This window comes from Stenotrophomonas terrae (genome assembly GCF_001431465.1).
GTDB classification, from domain to species: Bacteria; Pseudomonadota; Gammaproteobacteria; order Xanthomonadales; family Xanthomonadaceae; genus Stenotrophomonas; species Stenotrophomonas terrae.
The window spans coordinates 44,680-61,194 of record NZ_LDJJ01000019.1; the positions used below are offsets into that span (position 1 = coordinate 44,680).

The following is a 16,515-nucleotide window of genomic DNA, read 5'->3' on the forward strand; positions in this document are numbered from 1 at the left end:
GAAGATGGCGGATTGGCTGTTGATCGGCCCGCGCGGCAGCCGCCGTATCGCGTGGTTGCAGCGCGCCCTGCACGATCAGGGCGCGCCTGCCGCGCATGTGTTCGATTACGAAACCCTGCTTGCCGAGCCTGCGCGACTGCCTGAGGCACTCGCGCAGCTGCCCGGCGCCATCGTCAAGCTGGAATCGCCCGGCGAAGCGCCCGAGCTGCACCAGGCATTGGTGCGGCGCGGCTGGGAGTTGTCCGGCGCTGCGGGCGATGCCCCGCAGCCGGCCGCGCATGGTGAGCTGGTCCATCAACAGTTCTGGTATGCCGGCTTTGCCGATGTGCTCACCGCGCTTCCGTATGGTCCGCGCTACCTAAATGCACCGGCCGATCTGGCCTGCATGTCGGACAAGCTCCGCTGTCAGCAGCATCTTGCGGCAGCGGGCGTTGCGGTGCCGCCGTTGTTCGGCGTGATCCGCAGCTACGAAGAACTACGTGAACGCCTGCGCGATGTCGGCTGCGAGCGCGTCTTCATCAAGGCCCGCTACGGCTCGTCCGGCGCGGGCGTGCTGGCTTATGCGCGCAACCGCGATGGACGCGAAGTTGCCTATGGCTCTGCGGAGCTGGTTGAGCAGGATGGCCGCTGGCGGGTGTTCAACTCGCTGCGGCAGCGCCGTTACGACCGGCATGACGACATCGCACGACTGGTGGACCTGCTTGCCGTGCAGGGCGCTTATATCGAACGCTGGATTCCGAAGCCGACGGTGCCGGGCAGCGATGGCCGCCGCTACGACGTGCGGGTGGTGGCGCTGGATGGCCAGCCGCGGCAGCGAGTGGCGCGGATGAGCGCAGGCGCGCTGACCAACCTCCACCTTGGCAATGCACGCACCGGTTTGGATTTTCTGCTGGACGCAGAGGCCATCAAGCATCTGGAAGCGGCAACGGCAACAGCAGCGGCCGCATTCCCGAACAGCCGCATGATCGGCTTCGATCTGATCGTGCGCGGCACGCGCAACTGGGTGCTGGAAGCCAATGGCTTCGGTGATCTATTGCTGGATCTGCGCCACGCCGGCCGCACCACCTATGAGGACCAAGCCTTGCTGACGCCCGCACGGCCCGCAATCAACGAGTACGCCCATGCTTGAGACCCCCATGCCGGACATGCACCGCATTGTCGGCAGCCATGACGTGGTGATGATCACCCTGGACGCCCTGCGCTTCGACGCCGCCCAGCGCTGCTTCGAACGCGGCGAGCTGCCGGTACTTGCGCCGCATCTGCCGACCGAAGGCTGGGAGCTGCGGCACACGCCGGGCAGCTTCACCTATGCGGCACACACGGCGTTCTTTGCCGGCTTCCTGCCCACGCCTGCGCGGCCCGGCCCACATCCGCGCCTGTTCGCATTGGAATTCGAAGGCAGCGAGACCATCGTGCCGCAGACCTTCGTGTTCTCCGGCCGTGCCGATATCGTCGGCGGCTTCCGTGATCAGGGCTATCGCACCATCTGTATCGGCGGCGTCGGCTTCTTCAACCGTCGCAATTCGCTGGGCTCGCAACTGCCGGGGCTGTTCGAGGAAAGCCATTGGCAGCCGGAGTTCGGCGTGACCGCGCTCGATTCCACCGAGCGGCAGGTGGCACTGGCCTGCGAGCGTCTGCAGGCAACGGGCGACCAGCGCTGCTTTCTCTTCATCAATGTCTCGGCCATCCACCAGCCCAACCGGCATTACCTGCCCGCTTGCGAGACCGATGGCCCGGACAGCCACTGCGCCGCGCTGCGCTATGTGGATGGCGAGTTGGCCGCCTTGTTCACCGCCCTGCGCGCGCGTGGCCCGGCCTTCGTGATCATCTGCTCCGACCATGGCACCGCTTACGGCGAGGATGGCTTCCACGGCCATCGCCTCGCCCATGAGACGGTGATGAACGTCCCCTATGCGCATTTTGTGTTGAGCCCATGACCGCCCATCGATTGTCCGAACTGTTGCAGCTCGAGCCTTACCAGGCCTATTCGTACTCCTATCCGCACAAGTCCGCGTACCGGCCGATCACCCAGCCACCGCCGCTTGCCGATGCCTGGGCGAGTGAGCCGCGTGATGCGCTGTTCCTGTACCTGCATGTGCCGTTCTGCAGCTACCGTTGCGGCTTCTGCAATCTGTTCGCAATGGCGCGGCCGGCGCCGGCGCAAGTGGAAGCCTATCTGGCGCAGATGGAGAAGCAGTTGCGGGTGACCGCCGATGCCCTGGGCGAACATCGCTTCGTGCGTTTCGCGCTGGGCGGCGGCACGCCTACCTACCTGGATGCGCCGCAACTGCAGCGGCTGTTCGATTTCGTACAGCGCCACGCCAACATCGACCTGCATTCGATTCCCGCCGGCATCGAGGTATCGCCGGAAACCGTGGACGCGGCCAAGATGAAAATCTGCCGCGACGCCGGCATCGACCGCGTCAGCATGGGTATCCAGAGTTTCAGCGATGCTGAAGTGCGCTCGCTGGTGCGGCCGCAGCAACGCGCGGTGGTCGAGGAGGCCATCACGCAAATTCGTGCGGCGGGCATTCCAACGCTCAACCTGGACCTGATCTACGGCATCGCCGGGCAGACCGTGGCCAGCTTCCTGAGCTCGATCGACAGCGCTCTCGCCTTCCAGCCTGAAGAACTCTATCTCTATCCGCTGTACGTGCGCCCGCATACCGGGTTGGACCGCATCGGTGCGAAGGAAGGCGGTAAGCGCTCCTTCGTCATTCATCCCGAGTCGGTGGACAACCGGCTGGCCCTGTATGAAGCCGGCCGTGAGCGTTTGCTTGCCGCGGGCTATGTGCAGGTATCGATGCGTATGTTCCGTGCGGCGAACGCACCAGACTCCGGTGGCCCGGCGTACTGCTGCCAGAGCGATGGCATGGTCGGCATCGGCTGCGGCGCCCGCTCGTACACCAGCGGCCTGCACTACTCCAGCGAGTACGGCGTCAGCCGTCGCTCGGTGGCGGATATTCTTGCGCACTACCTGGAGCGCGATGAGGCCTCCTTCGCCAGCATTGATTACGGCGTGCGCCTGGATGAGGACGAGCGACGTCGCCGCTTCGTCATCCAATCGCTTCTGGCGCAGCCGGGCCTGGACCTTGCGCAGTACCGCGAGCGTTTCGGCACGGAGTGCTTCGATGATCTGCCGCAGCTGGACCAGTTGTTCGAGCAGGGCCTGGCCACGCGCGAGGATGCACTGGTCGCGTTGAACGACACCGGCCTGGCCCGCGCCGACACCATCGGTCCCTGGCTGATCTCCGCCGGCGTAGCCGAGCGCATGCGCGACTATCAATTGGATTGAACCACGCATGCATCTCTCCATCCTCTATCGCGGCCGGTTGAGCAGTTGCAACTACGACTGCCCGTACTGCCCCTTCGCCAAGACTTACGACACCCGCGCCGCGCTGCGCCGCGATGCCGAGGACCTGGCGCGCTTCGTCGAATGGGCGGGGCAGCAGACGATGGAACTGTCGGTGCTGTTCACGCCATGGGGCGAGGGCCTGGTGCGCCGCCACTACCGCGATGCGATGGTGCAGCTCAGCCATATGCCGCATGTCCGTCGCGTGGTGATCCAGACCAACCTGTGCATCGGCACGCGCTGGCTGGACGAGGTCAATCTCGACAGCTTCGCGCTGTGGTGCACGTATCACCCGGGGCAGGTAAGCCGCACTACCTTCCTGGCCCGCTGCCGCGAGCTGGACAGGCGCGGCGTGCGTTATACGGTTGGCATGGTGGCAATGCGCGAGCATCTGCAGGAGATCCAACTGCTGCGTACCGAACTGGGCGACAACGTGCCGCTGTGGATCAACGCCTACGACGAACGCCCTGCCGGCTACTACAGCGAGGCGGAAATCCAGCAGCTGCAACGTGTGGACCCGCACTTCCTGTTCAACCTCGAACCCTCGGCCAGCCTGGGCGCGCCCTGCTTCACCGGCGAGAACGTGATATCGGTGGACGGTGATGGCAACGTCAAACGCTGCCACTTCGTCGCCACGCCGCTGGGCAATCTGTACGACGGCAGCTTCGCCGGCCAGCTGCGCGCACGGGCCTGCCCGAACCAACGTTGCGACTGCTATATCGGCTATGCGCACCGCAAGGATCTACCATTCCAACAGGACTATCCGGCCGGTGTGCTGGAGCGCTTTCGCGATACACGAGGCGAAGGCATGACGAGGACAGGTTTCAAGATCGAAAGGCCGCTCTGAACCAGGGCTGGCAGCGCCAAGGCGACCAGTAGAAATACTGCAGACGGGTGGCTTTCATTACTTAGATCCGCCGCAGCGGAACTTCATAGACTGTGCTGGATCGCCGCAGGCCGTTGATACCGCCCGAGTGCGCAGCGCGCTTGCGGGCTGCGCAATGACGGTCATCGTGGCGCGCACTGCCCTTCGAGGTGAACCATGCTTACCGAACCGAGCACTGCAGTCCACACGCACTGGAACGGGGCATCCGTCATGCGCCGCGTCCTTGCGTCCAGCCTGGCCCTGGCCTTGCCGCTATGCGCTGGCGCGGTGCAGGCAGCCAACAGTGCCAAGCCCAATATCGTCTTCATCCTTGCCGACAATCTTGGCTACGGCGAGCTTGGCGTGTACGGCGGCGGTATTCTTCGTGGTGCGCCTACCCCGCGGATTGATGCACTGGCCAGCCAGGGCATGCGGCTGCTGAATTTCAACGTTGAAGCCCAGTGTTCGCCGAGCCGTTCGGCCTTGATGACCGGGCGCTTCTCCATGCGCTCAGGCACCTATGCGGTGCCCGTGGGCGGACAGACCGATGGCTTGACGCTATGGGAAATCACGATTGCCGAGCTGCTGTCCGGGCAAGGCTACCGCACCGGCATGTGGGGCAAGTGGCATCTGGGCAGCGCGGAAGCGCGGCTGCCCACTGGCCAGGGATTTGACGAGTGGTACGGCATTCCGCGCACCTATGACGAGGCCATGTGGACGGCGCAGAACCAAAGCAACAGCATGTGGCCGTCATTTGGCAACAAGCAAGGCTGGAACGCCGATGTCGTCGCGCCGGAGCCGATCTACGAGGCCCGCAAGGGCCAGAAGCCACGTCAGGTGGGTACGCTGAATCTGCAGGCGCGGCTGACGATGGAGGCCGGGATCACCGATCACGCAGTGGCCTTCATCCAGAAAAACGCACGCGAAGGCACGCCCTTCTTCGCCTATGTATCGTCGTCGATGGTGCATATGCCGGTGCTGCCCAATCCGGAGTTCGCCGGCAAGACAGGCAATGGTGACTGGGCCGACTGCCTGGCCGAGATGGACGCGCGCACTGGCCAGATTCTCGATGCCATCCGTGACGCAGGCATCGAAGACAACACCATCGTCATTTTTGCCAGTGACAATGGCCCCGAGGCAACCGACCCCTGGCAAGGCGACAGCGGTCCCTGGCGCGGCACGTACTTCACCGCAACCGAAGCCTCGTTGCGCGCGCCCTTCATCATCCGCTGGCCGGGCAGAATCCCGGCAGGCACGGTCAGCAATGACATCGTGCATATCGTCGACATGTATCCAACCCTGGCCGCTGTTGCCGGCGCCAAGGTGCCCACCGACCGGGCGATTGACGGGGTCAACCAGCTGGCGTTCTTCGAGGGCAAGCAACCGCATTCCAATCGCGAGGGCTTTCCGGCTTACGTCGCTGATCGGCTTTCAGCGGTGAAGTGGCATGACTGGAAGATGCATTTCATCTGGCAGGAAAACATGTATGACGCGCCCATCACCCTGGCCGAACCCAGGATCATCAATCTCCTTACCGACCTGAAGGAAGAGCGCGATGTCGGCGCCAAGGCCTCGTGGCTGGCCACACCAATGATGAAGATTGTCTACGACTGGGAGGCGAGCCTGAAGAAATATCCTCCCATCAAGATGGGCACGCCGGATCCTTATACGCCGGCAACGTCCAGGCACTGAGTTCGCCTGCGCCTATGGATGACGACCTTGTTGCAGCGCCGGCTGCATTCACGCAGGCGACGTGCGTCCGTGCCTTTCCCCGCGTGCTGAAACGCCATTCACCCAGGGGCGCGCACCTTGCCGTTGCGCCCCCGGCAACAGACTCGCCGCCACTGCTGCGGCAACGTTAGCCTGTCCATAGATCGCCTTTACTGGCAGTTTCAGCTCGCCACTCAGTACCCGCTGCAACAGCTCGCCGGCAACATGTCGTCTGCCGCTCGATTGGATGGCTGAGTTTGGCCGGTAGATCGTTCAACCAAACAATGTTCGCGATGGCAGCATCAACCGGACGTGGCTGCAGGCGACCACAGCTGATAACGAAGCTCAGGCGCAGTACGGCCAGGGATTGATCTTCCCTCCGCATCCGTTGTTCGAGTTACAACGGATGTGGAGCGTGCGAATCGCAGGGTTACTTCTTCTCACGTTCGAGCGCCAGCAGCGCCTGGGACTTCCCGTCGCCAAGCGCTGCACCACGCTCAAGCATGGCCAGGGCAGCGCTTCGATCTCCTGCTCCTCCGCGTTCCAGTCGCATGATCGCTGCGTTGTATGCGGCAACCGCGCTGCCAAGTTTAGCCGCATGTTCGAAGCCGCCCAGGGCGTTATCCGGACAAAGCATGAAGATGTCCCACCCCGCCGCTGCGCGCAGCTGCAAAACCGCATCCTGTGCGGGAAGAACGTCCTGCGCCTCGGAGTACCAGCCAACAACAAGGGGGGCCAGCAACTCTTCGCCTTCAGGCACAAAGTAGGATCCCCCACCGTCGCGGATGGTGAATGCCTGCTGGGTGGTGCGGCGCGAACCATCCTTGCGCAGCCACAAGAAGCCGTCTTCCCCGCTCACAGGAAAACCACCCAATGCGCTGGACAGACGATCCGCAAGGGATGGAACACCAGACGTTGGCGAAGCGCCGGTCCATGAGCCAATCAATTCGACCCGCGTCACTTTGCCATCAAGCGCTGGCTTGATGGATGCAGCAAATTCGTTGACGGGCAGGATGCGCATATCTGCGTCATAAAGACGCCAGGGGCTGGAGTGAAGTGCAATGATCAGCACCTCGTCGCTATCCGGAATGGCCTCCATATAGGTGTGGAGAAGTTGTCCGGAAGAAACACAGTTATCGACACCCTGTCTCGGGGGGCAGTGGGGGACCGACACCGCCCCCGCCAGTGGTAATTGCGTGGTCTGGCAGCCCCACGCAGCAGGGCTTAGCAGGCACAGCATCAGCAGGGCAGGCTTCATCGGGTAGTCCGGGTTCGATCGCGGAGCGCGTGCTGTACAGACTGCAGGGTGGCATGCGGCTGTGCAAGATGGGTTTCATGGACGTAAAGAGCGCGGGAAACGAATAGCCTCGCCCCCTACTCCGGAGCCCTGCTGCATTTTCCGGCCGGTTCCATCCCAGCATCCAGCGTTGATTCTCGCAGGTTTGTCAGTGGATACCTGCGCGCGGGTCCCCGTGACGCGGCCCGCCACGAGTTCCCGTGTCCTGATTGAAAGCCCGGATCGAAGCGGACCTTCTTATCGAAAGACGATGCTATCGCGCTTCGCTTTCGAGTTCCGCAACAGCATAGATCAGGGCTTCAACAACACCTTGCCCTTGCGCCCCGGCAAAAGACTCGCTGCCACTGCTTCGGCAACATCGCCAAGCTCGTAGACCGCCTGTACCGGCAATTCCAGCTCGCCACTCAGCACACGCTGCAGCAGCTCGCCGACCAGACGACGCTTGTTGTCCACCGACATCTGCTGGCTGACCTTGCTGCCCCAGAAGCCTTTGACCGTGGCCTGTTTGAAGATCAGGTCGCCGGAGGGAATCTGCATCGCTTCGCCGGCCATGGTGCCGAACGAGACCAGCGTGCCGTTGTCGCCGAGCAGTGACACCAGATCCGCGCTGGCCTGGCCGCCGATGGAATCGACTGCGGCGTGTGCGAGCTTGTCGCCAAGCAATGCCTGCGCGCGCGATTTCCAATCCGGCTGTGTCGTCGACAGAACGTTATTGATGCCGAGCGCCTTGAGTTCATCGACGCCTGCATCGCGACGCACCAGGCCCAGCACGTTTACACCGCGAGCGGCAGCGAGCATGGCGAGGGTCTTGCCGACCGCACCGTTGGCGGTGTTCTGCACGATCCATTGGCCCGGTTCGGCCTGCAGGAATTCCAGCAGCATCAGCGCGCTCAATGGCATGGCGATCAATTGCGCGGCGGCTTCGTCGGCGATGCCGTCCGGCACCGGGATGACCATGCGTGCGGGGGCGATGAAATATTCGGCCCAGGTGCCATGTACCGAAGCAGCCATGACGCGCTGGCCGATGGTGATGCCCTGCACGCCTTCGCCCAATGCTTCAACGATGCCTACTGCTTCACTGCCACCGATGGCGGGCAGCGTGGGCTTGTAGCCGTACTTGCCGCGCACGGTCCACAGGTCGTGGTTGTGGATGGGCGCAAGCAGGGTCTTGATCCGGACTTCGCCGGCGCCGGGCTGTGGGATGGGGCTGTCGCCGAGTGCGAGTACTTCGGCCGGTTCACCGAAGGTGGTGTGGATGGCGCTGCGCATGTTTGTCTCCTGTTGTGCGGGGGGAGAGCCGTGGTCAGAGTTCTGGCATCAGCTTCGTTTTTGTGGGAGCGGCGTGAGCCGCGAAGCACGCACATCTTCAGATGGCAGGGATGCCGTTCGCCTAAACAGCATCGGCTTCGCGGCTCACGCCGCTCCCACAAGCACTTGCCAGCGCCATGCACTGACTCGGTGTTGATGCGTGAATCAGACCGCGCTTACGTGCAGGCGCACATCGACGTTGCCGCGGGTGGCATTTGAGTACGGGCAGATCTTGTGTGCGGCTTCGACCAGACGCTGGGCGTCGGCCTGCGGCAGACCCTTCACTTCAACGTGCAGGTCGATGTCCAGCGCGTAGACGCCTTCAGCCGTCTGGCCGATGCCCACTTCCACCGAGGTGGCGGTGCCGGCCGGCTGCAACTGGAGCTGCTTGGCCGCTACCGGCAACGCGTTGTCGAAGCAGGCGGCATAGCCGAGCGCAAACAGCTGCTCGGGATTGGTGCCAGCCTTGTTGGAACCCGGCAGTGCCAGATCGAAGCCGAGGCTGCCGTCGTCCAATGCGGTGCGGCCGGCGCGGCCACCGGTGGCGGTGGCGCGGGTTTTGTAGAAGATCTTCATTGCCGATTCCTTGTGGGGTGCGTTGAGGGTGCTTTGGTGGAACGCGGATTGGCGACTGTTTGATTGTTTGTTTCCCCGGGTGCGCTTCGCTTACCCGGGCTACCGGTCATGGGGCTCAGGCGAGTTGGGCGAGCAGGGCCTTGGCGACGGCTTCGGAGCTGGCCGGGTTCTGACCGGTGACCAGGTGGCCGTCGCTGAGCACGTAGGGCTGCCAGTCCGGGCCCTTGCTGTAGTTGCCGCCGAGACGGGCGAACTCGTCTTCGATCAGGAACGGCACCACCGCTGTCAGGCCGACGGCTTCCTCTTCACTATTGGAGAAGCCGGTGACCTTGCGGCCGGCAACCAGCGGTTTGCCGTCGGCAGTGCGTGCGGCAATCAAGGCGCCGGGCGCGTGGCAGACCAGGCCCAGCGGCTTGTTGGCGCGGTCGAAGGTTTCGATAAGGGCAATGGAGTCGGCATCGCGGGCCAGATCCCAGAGCGGGCCATGGCCGCCGGGGTAGAACACCGCGTCGAACTTGCTGGCGTCGACCTGCTTCAGCGGGAGCGTGCTGGCGAGTTGCTGCTGGGCGTCGCGGTCGCTGCGGAAGCGGTCGGTGGCCGGGGTTTGTGCATCGGGCTCATCACTGCGCGGGTCCAGCGGCGGTTGGCCGCCGGCTGGCGATGCCAGGGTGATGTTGGCGCCGGCGTCCTTGAACACGTAATACGGTGCGGCGAATTCTTCCAGCCAGAAGCCGGTCTTGTGCCCGGTGTCGCCGAGCTGGTCGTGCGAGGTCAGTACGAACAGAACTTTCATGGCAATGCCTTCAGTGGGTGGGGGAAGCAGCTGCGACGGTGTTGTCGCAGGTCAGCAGGTGTTCGGTGGCCTCGTGGGCCTGTTGCAGTGGCAGGCGGTCCTGGCTGAGCTTGGACAGCAGGGCCGCGCCCAGCCACATCTGGTACAGCACGCGGGCAACCTGCAAGGCGGGCTTGCCCTTGGGCAGCGAGCCGTCGGCGCGGCCTTCTTCGACCAGGGCGGCAATGCGTTGCAGCAGGCGCTGCACGCCCTGGTCGAGTACGCGGCGCATGTCTTCGGAAAGGTCGGACACCTCGGCGGCCAGCTTCACCACCAGGCATTCCTCGGCCCAACCCTGCGCCGGGTCGGCCGGGTCATGCGCCCAGGCACTCCAGTAACGCATCAGCCGCTGCCGGCCGTTGCCGGGTTCGGCCAGCAGCTGCTCCAGCTTGCGCCCGTAGTCGTCTACGTACTGTTGCAGCAGCTCGCAGCCGAAGACTTCCTTGGATGCGAAGTAGTGATAGAAGGAGCCCTTGGGGACGGCGCAAGCCTTGAGGATTTCCTGCAGACCGAGCGCGGCGAAGCCCTTCTGCAGGACCAGCCGGTAGCCGGTGTCCAGGATGTGCTGGCGGGTGGCCTGGGCTTTGGGGGAGAGGTTCATGGGGTGGATGCTACTCCGAATAGACCGGTCGTCTATTAACAGGTGATTACCGGGAGAAGGAAGCAGGAGCCAGCCATCCCTTCTCCCGTTGACGGGACTGCAGCCCCCTTCTTGGGGGAAGGTGCCCCGAAGGGGCGGATGAGGGGGCTTTGGCTTTGGCTTTGGCTTTGGCTTTGGCTTCATCGTTTGAAGCCAGGTGCGGATAGCTTTCTGGAAATCCAGGATGACTGCTTCGCTCTGCCCTCACCCCAACCCCTCTCCCGGGCGGGAGAGGGGCTCTGGATGTCGCGGTTTGCCGGGGGAGGCCCAACTTCGCTCATTTGCTCGCAAGTTCCGCGCATCGTGGGCGCGCGCGGCCTCTGGCCCATGCCGGGAAGTTGCCCCCTGCTATTACCCCAGGCAGCGCTGACGCACCGCCCCGCAAGCCACTCCAGCATCACCACAAAATTCAAACAGTCGATTAAAACACGGCTAATTTCGTCGAACTGGACAGTATTCCCCGCTTCCCTCACACTGCCGCCCTTCCCCGCCGACCCTTGGCACATGGCAAAACTGCTGGTCCTTCACGGCCCCAACCTCAACCTGCTGGGCACCCGCGAGCCCGACGTCTACGGCCACACCACGTTGGCCCAGATCGACGCTGCGCTGGCCGCGCAGGCACAGGCACAGGGGCACCAGAGCGAACACCTGCAGTCCAACGCCGAGCATGTGCTGGTGGACCGGGTGCAGGCTGCGCGCGCCGATGGAACCGCTTTCATCCTGATCAACCCCGCCGCCTTCACCCATACCTCGGTGGCCCTGCGCGATGCGCTGGCCGGGGTGGCGATTCCGTTCATCGAGATCCACCTGTCCAATCCGCATGCGCGCGAACCGTTCCGCCAGCACAGCTACCTGAGCGACAAGGCCGTCGGCGTGATCTGCGGCTTTGGCGCCGACAGCTACCGCTACGCGATGGACGCCGCATTGGCCCGGGTGGGAGTGGCTGCGTGAACACCCTGCCGCGCTTGCTGACAGCTATGGGCATGGCCTGCCTGCCGCTGGCCGCTGCCCATGCGCAGAACATGGAGCGCGCCGCCGAGGGCATCGATTGCGCGAACCCGACCAGCACGTCGGAAAGCGACCTGTGCGCCTCCGACCGTGCTACCGATGCCGATGCGCTGTTGAACACAACTTACGGCCAGGCACGCCGCCAGCTGCAGCAGCAGGCCGCCGATGGGAGCTGCTCGCAGTGCGCCGAAGCCGAGCAGCAGCTGATCGCAGCGCAACGCGCCTGGATCCAGCTGCGCGACAAGGACTGCGACGCGGTCTACGCCTTCAATGCCGACGGTACATCGCGCAATGGTGCGCAGATGCGCTGTCTCATCACCCACGCGCAGGACCGTACCCGGCAGCTGCGCGCTTTCTACGAACTTTGACCCGGGCGCACCGCGCCTTCTCCTTACTGACTTACTGCAACCCAAAGAGGCCCTCATGGATCTGCGCAAAATCAAGAAGCTCATCGACCTGCTGGAAGAGTCGAACCTGGCTGAAATCGAGATCAAGGAAGGCGAAGAATCCGTACGCCTGTCGCGCAACCCGGTAGGCACCTATGTCGCCGCACCGGCACCGGTGTATGCCGCCCCGGCCGCAGCTGCTGCCCCGGCGATGCCGATGAGCGGCCCGACCGAAGCCTCCACCGGCGGCACCGCCAAGCCGGGCAATGCCCTGCCGGAAGGCCACGTGCAGCGCGCGCCGATGGTCGGCACCTTCTATTCCTCGTCCTCGCCGGACAAGCCGGCCTTCGTGACCGTCGGCCAGACCATCAAGGCCGGTGAAACCCTGGCCATCATCGAGGCGATGAAGATGTTCAACCCGATCGAGGCCGAAGTATCCGGCACCGTGGTGGCCATCCTCGGCGAGAACGGCAGCCCGGTTGAGTTCGACCAGCCGCTGTTCGTGATTGCCTGAGGCGCCGGCCATGCTGGATAAAGTCGTCATCGCCAACCGGGGTGAAATCGCGCTGCGCATCCTGCGCGCGTGCCACACCCTGGGCATTCGTACGGTTGCGGTGCATTCCACCGTCGACCGCAATCTCAAGCACGTGGCCATGGCCGACGAGTCGGTCTGCATCGGCCCGGCACCGTCGTCGGAAAGCTACCTCAACATCCCGGCGTTGATTGCCGCGGCCGAGGTCACCGACGCGCAGGCCATCCACCCGGGCTACGGCTTCCTGTCCGAGAACGCCGACTTCGCCGAGCGCGTTGAGCAATCCGGCTTCATCTTCATCGGCCCGCGTGCGGAAACCATCCGCCTGATGGGCGACAAGGTCGAAGCCATCCGCGCGATGAAGGCCGCCGGCGTGCCGTGCGTGCCCGGTTCGGGCGGCCCGCTGGGCGAGGACATCGTCGCCAACACCAAGATCGCCCGTGAGATCGGCTACCCGGTCATCATCAAGGCATCGGGCGGCGGCGGTGGCCGCGGCATGCGCGTGGTGCATGCCGAAGGAGCGTTGAAGGCCTCCATCGAGACCACCAAATCCGAAGCCAAGGCGGCGTTCGGCAATGGTGAGGTCTACATGGAGAAGTACCTGGAAAATCCGCGTCACGTGGAAATCCAGGTGCTGGCCGACGGCCAGGGCAACGCCATCCACCTGGGTGAGCGCGACTGCTCGATGCAGCGCCGCCACCAGAAGGTGGTGGAAGAAGCACCGGCACCAGGCATCACCGCTGAACTGCGTGAGCAGATCGGCAAGGTCTGCGTGGAAGCCTGCGTGCGCATCGGCTACCGCGGCGCTGGCACCTTCGAGTTCCTGTTCGAAGACGGCAAGTTCTATTTCATCGAAATGAACACCCGCGTGCAGGTGGAACATCCGGTGACCGAGATGGTGACCGGTATCGATCTGGTTGCCGAACAGCTGCGCATCGCCTCCGGCCAGAAGCTGACCATCAAGCAGAGCGACGTGGTGCTGCATGGCCACGCGATCGAGTGCCGTATCAACGCCGAGGACGCGGAAACCTTCATTCCCAGCCCCGGCCTGATCACCGGTTTCTACCCGCCGGGCGGCCCGGGCGTACGTGTGGATACGCACATCTATGCCGGCTACAAGGTGCCGCCGAACTACGACTCGATGATTGGCAAGCTGATCGTGCACGGTCCGGACCGCGAAACCGCCATTGCCCGCATGCGGGTGGCGCTGAGCGAGATGGTGGTGGACGGCATCAAGACCAACGTCGCGTTGCAGCAGCGCATCATGCGCGACCAGGGTTTCCAGGCCGGTGGGCAGAACATCCACTACCTGGAAAAGCGCCTGGCCGAACGCAAGACCCGCTCGATCGCGCTGACCTGATTGAAGCCGGTTGCCGGGCAATGCCCGGCACCAGCTTCCTGTCTTTCTGTAGTGCCGAGCCATGCTCGGCAGGGGCATTCCAAGCGATGCAACAGGAGCGGCGAAGCCAGCGAAAGGCCAACCCCTCCCCAACCCTCCCCTTGGCTACGCCAAAGGGAGGGAGCAGAAGCAGACACAAAAAAGGCGGGAATCCCCGCCTTTTTTGTGTCTGATGGAAACGCCGGTTTACTCGGCTTCCACCACGGTGCCCTTGACCGGCTCGGTGCCCAGCGGCGAGGACGGGTCCATCACTGTCACCGTTTCCACCGAACCATCCGGCCATACGATCTGGAAGCTGCTGCCCGGCTGCAGGGTGTTGAACGGCATGCCACTCTGCGCGCGATACACCGCTGCGGCCTGGGTGGCACCCGCACGGCGCAGGTCCGCATCGGACTTGACGCTGGTCAGCTTGATCTTGGACAGGGCTCGGTAACGGTCTTCGTAGGTGTCTATCAACACCACGCCCACCGCGCCAGCCGAATAGGCCACAAACAACACGACCCAGATCCAGAACTTCGCCCCGTGCATGAAACGTCGGTAGTTCATTGCACACCTCGCTGCGCACTGCGCAAGCTGCTGACCATCTCGTTCATTTTTTCCATACCCTGCCGCGATACCGCAGCGTCGTAAACGAATGACTCAAAATCCTGTCGTGGATCGCGCGAGCAGATACCGCCATTGGCGCAATAGGCCACCATCAAGGTGCTGCCCGGGCCGCAGGCCAAGCCCAATTGGCAGGCGGCAACCTGCCAGGCCAATTGGCTGAACTGGCTACCGGCAACCATGCCGCGGTAGGCCTCATCGCCGGCCGCTGCACTGCCCATTGCGCCGGATACGGCCAGGAAGGCCTCCGGGTCCTGCGAAGATTGCACCCGCTCCACCAGCTCACGCCGGTACTCGGGGGTGTCGATCAAGGGCTCACCCATCGACAGCAGGGCTGCTTCAGCGGCCAGATTGCCGGCCTTGGCCGACGCCTGCCGCTGCTGCAGCAAACGACCGCGGCCCAGCCCATCGGCGGAGGTGAAGCCCGCGCAGCTCTGCCGCACCTTGCCGCGCGCAGCCAACATCGCCGAAATCGCGTCCAGATCCATGCGCTGCAATGCAGCGCTGTCCAGCGCATAGCCCGACGGGTCCATCGCAAACACGCCACAGTGATCGTAGATACGGCTGGCTATCCAGCCCGCCTCGGCATTGCCCGCATCGGCAGCGGCCTGCAATTGCTGCGCATAGGCAAACAAATCAGTGCCGTTTTCCAGCGCTGCACGCAGATCCAACGGCAAACCCGCCGCCACCGCGGTGGAACGCTCCGGCAATTCCCTGTCACCGCCCAGCAGCGTGGCCGGGCCGGTATCACTGGCTGCGGCGACGGCAGCTGCATCCGCATTGCCCGCATGCAGGCTGGCACCACTGCGAACACCCAACGCAGCCATCAGCACTGCCGCAGGCAGCACCAATAGATACCAGGGTTTTCTGGCCAGCAAGGAGAACATGGGACGGCAGCAGCCTGGGATGCAGGTACAGGTCGGGGATTCTAACAAGGCCAACGGCCGGCCCGGATGAACCAGCCAGCTGAACGCGCAATTGGCGCCCGCCTCGTCTAGGATGCCTCCCCTGTCCCGCTGTTGCCGTACGCCCCCATGCCCTTCCTCGAATTGACCCTGCGCTGCACCGAAGCCACCCAGCCCCGTTACGAGAACGCCCTCGACGACGTCGGCGCACTGGCGGTCACCATGCTCGACGCCGACGCTGACACCAGCAACGAGCGCGCGATCCTGGAACCGGGCGTGGGCGAAACCCCGCTGTGGAACGAGCTGACCCTGACCGCGCTGTTCCCGGCTGATACCAATGCGCTGGCCCTGCTGGCCGCGCTGGAGTCCTTCGACCCGGGCCTGGAATGGACCAACGCCAGCTTCCGCGCGGTACAGGACGAAGACTGGGAGCGGGCCTGGCTGGACCAGTTCCAGCCCATGCAGTTCGGCCAGCGCACCTGGATCGTGCCGTGGAACCATGAGCTGCCGGAGGCCGCACAGGCCGCCGATGCCGCCATCGTCCGGCTCGACCCGGGCCTGGCCTTCGGCTCGGGCACCCATCCCACCACCGCGCTGTGCCTGCGCTGGCTGGACCAGCTCTCGGCCGAGGGCAAGCTGGCCGGCAACACCGTGCTGGATTTCGGCTGCGGCTCCGGCATCCTCGCCCTGGCCGCACTCAAGCTCGGTGCCGCCGCCGCGGTTGGCGTGGACAACGATCCGCAGGCGCTGATCGCCACCCACGACAACGGCGAGCGCAATGGCGTGCATATCGCCGCCTACCTGCCGGAAGACGAGCCGGTCGCTACCTATCCGGTGGTGGTGGCCAATATCCTGGCCTCGGCTCTGGATGCACTGGCCGAACTGCTGGCCGCACGCGTCGCAGCCGGTGGGCAGATTGCCCTGTCCGGCATCCTGCATGGTCAGGAAGACGAACTGCTGCAACGCTACGCGGCATGGTTCGATCAGCTTGAAGCCACCCAGGATGGCGATTGGATGCGCATCACTGGCGTGCGCCGTGCTTGAATGGCGACAGTGCCTCGGCCTGCCCTGCCATGACTGAAAAGACCAAGCCCGCCCGCCC

At 64.2% G+C, this 16,515-nt stretch carries 17 protein-coding genes; 10 read left to right on the top strand and 7 right to left on the bottom strand.

Annotation, left to right across the window (positions count from 1 at the left end; translation table 11 throughout):
• The first annotated feature begins 19 nt into the window (after positions 1 to 19).
• The 5 genes from ABB27_RS06780 to ABB27_RS06800 all read left to right on the top strand — a co-directional run bounded on the left by ABB27_RS06780 (position 20) and on the right by ABB27_RS06800 (position 5,909).
• Positions 20 to 1,129, top strand: a complete 1,110-nt coding sequence (locus ABB27_RS06780) for an STM4014 family protein (RefSeq protein ID WP_057627677.1) — start codon at positions 20 to 22, stop codon at positions 1,127 to 1,129.
• A complete protein-coding gene (locus ABB27_RS06785) occupies positions 1,122 to 1,937 on the top strand; it encodes an STM4013/SEN3800 family hydrolase (protein WP_057627641.1) in 816 nt (271 codons plus the stop codon). The genes ABB27_RS06780 and ABB27_RS06785 overlap by 8 nt, the downstream gene beginning before the upstream one ends.
• Complete coding sequence (locus tag ABB27_RS06790; RefSeq protein WP_057627643.1) at positions 1,934 to 3,295, top strand: STM4012 family radical SAM protein; 1,362 nt, start codon at positions 1,934 to 1,936, stop codon at positions 3,293 to 3,295. The genes ABB27_RS06785 and ABB27_RS06790 overlap by 4 nt, the downstream gene beginning before the upstream one ends.
• Positions 3,296 to 3,302: 7 nt before the next feature.
• Positions 3,303 to 4,199 (top strand): STM4011 family radical SAM protein, encoded by an 897-nt coding sequence (locus tag ABB27_RS06795; protein WP_170183050.1) that lies wholly within the window; start codon positions 3,303 to 3,305, stop codon positions 4,197 to 4,199.
• Positions 4,200 to 4,448: 249 nt separating this feature from the next.
• The gene (locus tag ABB27_RS06800) at positions 4,449 to 5,909 is read left to right on the top strand and encodes an arylsulfatase (RefSeq protein ID WP_083491186.1); all 1,461 of its coding nucleotides are present in this window, start codon (positions 4,449 to 4,451) and stop codon (positions 5,907 to 5,909) included.
• A gap of 448 nt (positions 5,910 to 6,357) precedes the next feature.
• On the opposite strand, the gene ABB27_RS06805 is transcribed toward ABB27_RS06800, so the two are convergent.
• The 5 genes from ABB27_RS06805 to ABB27_RS06825 form a co-directional block, all read right to left on the bottom strand.
• Complete coding sequence (locus tag ABB27_RS06805) at positions 6,358 to 7,185, bottom strand: SEL1-like repeat protein (protein WP_152984468.1); 828 nt, start codon at positions 7,183 to 7,185, stop codon at positions 6,358 to 6,360.
• Positions 7,186 to 7,515: 330 nt separating this feature from the next.
• Positions 7,516 to 8,493 carry a zinc-binding dehydrogenase gene (locus tag ABB27_RS06810; RefSeq protein ID WP_057627647.1) on the bottom strand — a complete coding sequence of 326 codons (978 nt, stop codon included), beginning with the start codon at positions 8,491 to 8,493 and terminating at the stop codon, positions 7,516 to 7,518.
• A 204-nt stretch (positions 8,494 to 8,697) separates the two neighbouring features.
• Positions 8,698 to 9,108, bottom strand: a complete 411-nt coding sequence (locus ABB27_RS06815) for an organic hydroperoxide resistance protein (protein ID WP_057627649.1) — start codon at positions 9,106 to 9,108, stop codon at positions 8,698 to 8,700.
• Positions 9,109 to 9,223: 115 nt separating this feature from the next.
• Positions 9,224 to 9,901 (bottom strand): type 1 glutamine amidotransferase domain-containing protein, encoded by a 678-nt coding sequence (locus ABB27_RS06820; protein WP_057627650.1) that lies wholly within the window; start codon positions 9,899 to 9,901, stop codon positions 9,224 to 9,226.
• A 10-nt stretch (positions 9,902 to 9,911) separates the two neighbouring features.
• Positions 9,912 to 10,541: a TetR/AcrR family transcriptional regulator gene (locus ABB27_RS06825; protein WP_057627652.1), complete on the bottom strand. Its 630-nt coding sequence runs from the start codon at positions 10,539 to 10,541 to the stop codon at positions 9,912 to 9,914.
• A 543-nt stretch (positions 10,542 to 11,084) separates the two neighbouring features.
• Between ABB27_RS06825 and aroQ the strand changes: the two genes are divergently transcribed.
• From aroQ to accC, 4 genes are read left to right on the top strand one after another with little or no spacing between them, the layout of a single operon-like run.
• Positions 11,085 to 11,531 (top strand): type II 3-dehydroquinate dehydratase, encoded by a 447-nt coding sequence (gene aroQ, locus ABB27_RS06830; protein WP_057627656.1) that lies wholly within the window; start codon positions 11,085 to 11,087, stop codon positions 11,529 to 11,531.
• Complete coding sequence (locus tag ABB27_RS06835) at positions 11,528 to 11,956, top strand: lysozyme inhibitor LprI family protein (protein ID WP_057627658.1); 429 nt, start codon at positions 11,528 to 11,530, stop codon at positions 11,954 to 11,956. The genes aroQ and ABB27_RS06835 overlap by 4 nt, the downstream gene beginning before the upstream one ends.
• A gap of 55 nt (positions 11,957 to 12,011) precedes the next feature.
• A complete protein-coding gene (gene accB, locus ABB27_RS06840) occupies positions 12,012 to 12,488 on the top strand; it encodes an acetyl-CoA carboxylase biotin carboxyl carrier protein (RefSeq protein WP_057627660.1) in 477 nt (158 codons plus the stop codon).
• A 10-nt stretch (positions 12,489 to 12,498) separates the two neighbouring features.
• Positions 12,499 to 13,866, top strand: coding sequence for an acetyl-CoA carboxylase biotin carboxylase subunit (gene accC / locus ABB27_RS06845; protein WP_057627663.1), 1,368 nt, complete (start codon positions 12,499 to 12,501; stop codon positions 13,864 to 13,866).
• A gap of 225 nt (positions 13,867 to 14,091) precedes the next feature.
• Here accC and ABB27_RS06850 read toward each other — a convergent pair whose 3' ends face one another.
• Positions 14,092 to 14,451, bottom strand: a complete 360-nt coding sequence (locus ABB27_RS06850; protein WP_057627665.1) for a hypothetical protein — start codon at positions 14,449 to 14,451, stop codon at positions 14,092 to 14,094.
• Positions 14,448 to 15,395: a hypothetical protein gene (locus ABB27_RS06855; RefSeq protein WP_057627667.1), complete on the bottom strand. Its 948-nt coding sequence runs from the start codon at positions 15,393 to 15,395 to the stop codon at positions 14,448 to 14,450. Before ABB27_RS06855 ends, ABB27_RS06850 begins: the two co-directional genes overlap by 4 nt.
• Positions 15,396 to 15,542: 147 nt before the next feature.
• On the opposite strand from ABB27_RS06855, the gene prmA reads away from it, so the two are divergent.
• Positions 15,543 to 16,457, top strand: coding sequence for a 50S ribosomal protein L11 methyltransferase (gene prmA, locus ABB27_RS06860; RefSeq protein ID WP_057627668.1), 915 nt, complete (start codon positions 15,543 to 15,545; stop codon positions 16,455 to 16,457).
• The last annotated feature ends 58 nt before the right edge of the window (positions 16,458 to 16,515 follow it).

Excerpts from the sequence above, each read along its gene's own strand:
- ABB27_RS06785 (WP_057627641.1), top strand. The coding sequence starts at position 1,122 with ATGCTTGAGACCCCCATGCCGGACATGCACCGCATTGTCGGCAGCCAT.
- ABB27_RS06790 (WP_057627643.1), top strand. The coding sequence starts at position 1,934 with ATGACCGCCCATCGATTGTCCGAACTGTTGCAGCTCGAGCCTTACCAG.
- ABB27_RS06795 (WP_170183050.1), top strand. The coding sequence starts at position 3,303 with ATGCATCTCTCCATCCTCTATCGCGGCCGGTTGAGCAGTTGCAACTAC.
- ABB27_RS06800 (WP_083491186.1), top strand. The coding sequence starts at position 4,449 with ATGCGCCGCGTCCTTGCGTCCAGCCTGGCCCTGGCCTTGCCGCTATGC.
- ABB27_RS06805 (WP_152984468.1), bottom strand. The coding sequence starts at position 7,185 with ATGAAGCCTGCCCTGCTGATGCTGTGCCTGCTAAGCCCTGCTGCGTGG.
- ABB27_RS06810 (WP_057627647.1), bottom strand. The coding sequence starts at position 8,493 with ATGCGCAGCGCCATCCACACCACCTTCGGTGAACCGGCCGAAGTACTC.
- ABB27_RS06815 (WP_057627649.1), bottom strand. The coding sequence starts at position 9,108 with ATGAAGATCTTCTACAAAACCCGCGCCACCGCCACCGGTGGCCGCGCC.
- ABB27_RS06820 (WP_057627650.1), bottom strand. The coding sequence starts at position 9,901 with ATGAAAGTTCTGTTCGTACTGACCTCGCACGACCAGCTCGGCGACACC.
- ABB27_RS06825 (WP_057627652.1), bottom strand. The coding sequence starts at position 10,541 with ATGAACCTCTCCCCCAAAGCCCAGGCCACCCGCCAGCACATCCTGGAC.
- aroQ (WP_057627656.1), top strand. The coding sequence starts at position 11,085 with ATGGCAAAACTGCTGGTCCTTCACGGCCCCAACCTCAACCTGCTGGGC.
- accB (WP_057627660.1), top strand. The coding sequence starts at position 12,012 with ATGGATCTGCGCAAAATCAAGAAGCTCATCGACCTGCTGGAAGAGTCG.
- accC (WP_057627663.1), top strand. The coding sequence starts at position 12,499 with ATGCTGGATAAAGTCGTCATCGCCAACCGGGGTGAAATCGCGCTGCGC.
- ABB27_RS06850 (WP_057627665.1), bottom strand. The coding sequence starts at position 14,451 with ATGAACTACCGACGTTTCATGCACGGGGCGAAGTTCTGGATCTGGGTC.
- ABB27_RS06855 (WP_057627667.1), bottom strand. The coding sequence starts at position 15,395 with ATGTTCTCCTTGCTGGCCAGAAAACCCTGGTATCTATTGGTGCTGCCT.
- prmA (WP_057627668.1), top strand. The coding sequence starts at position 15,543 with ATGCCCTTCCTCGAATTGACCCTGCGCTGCACCGAAGCCACCCAGCCC.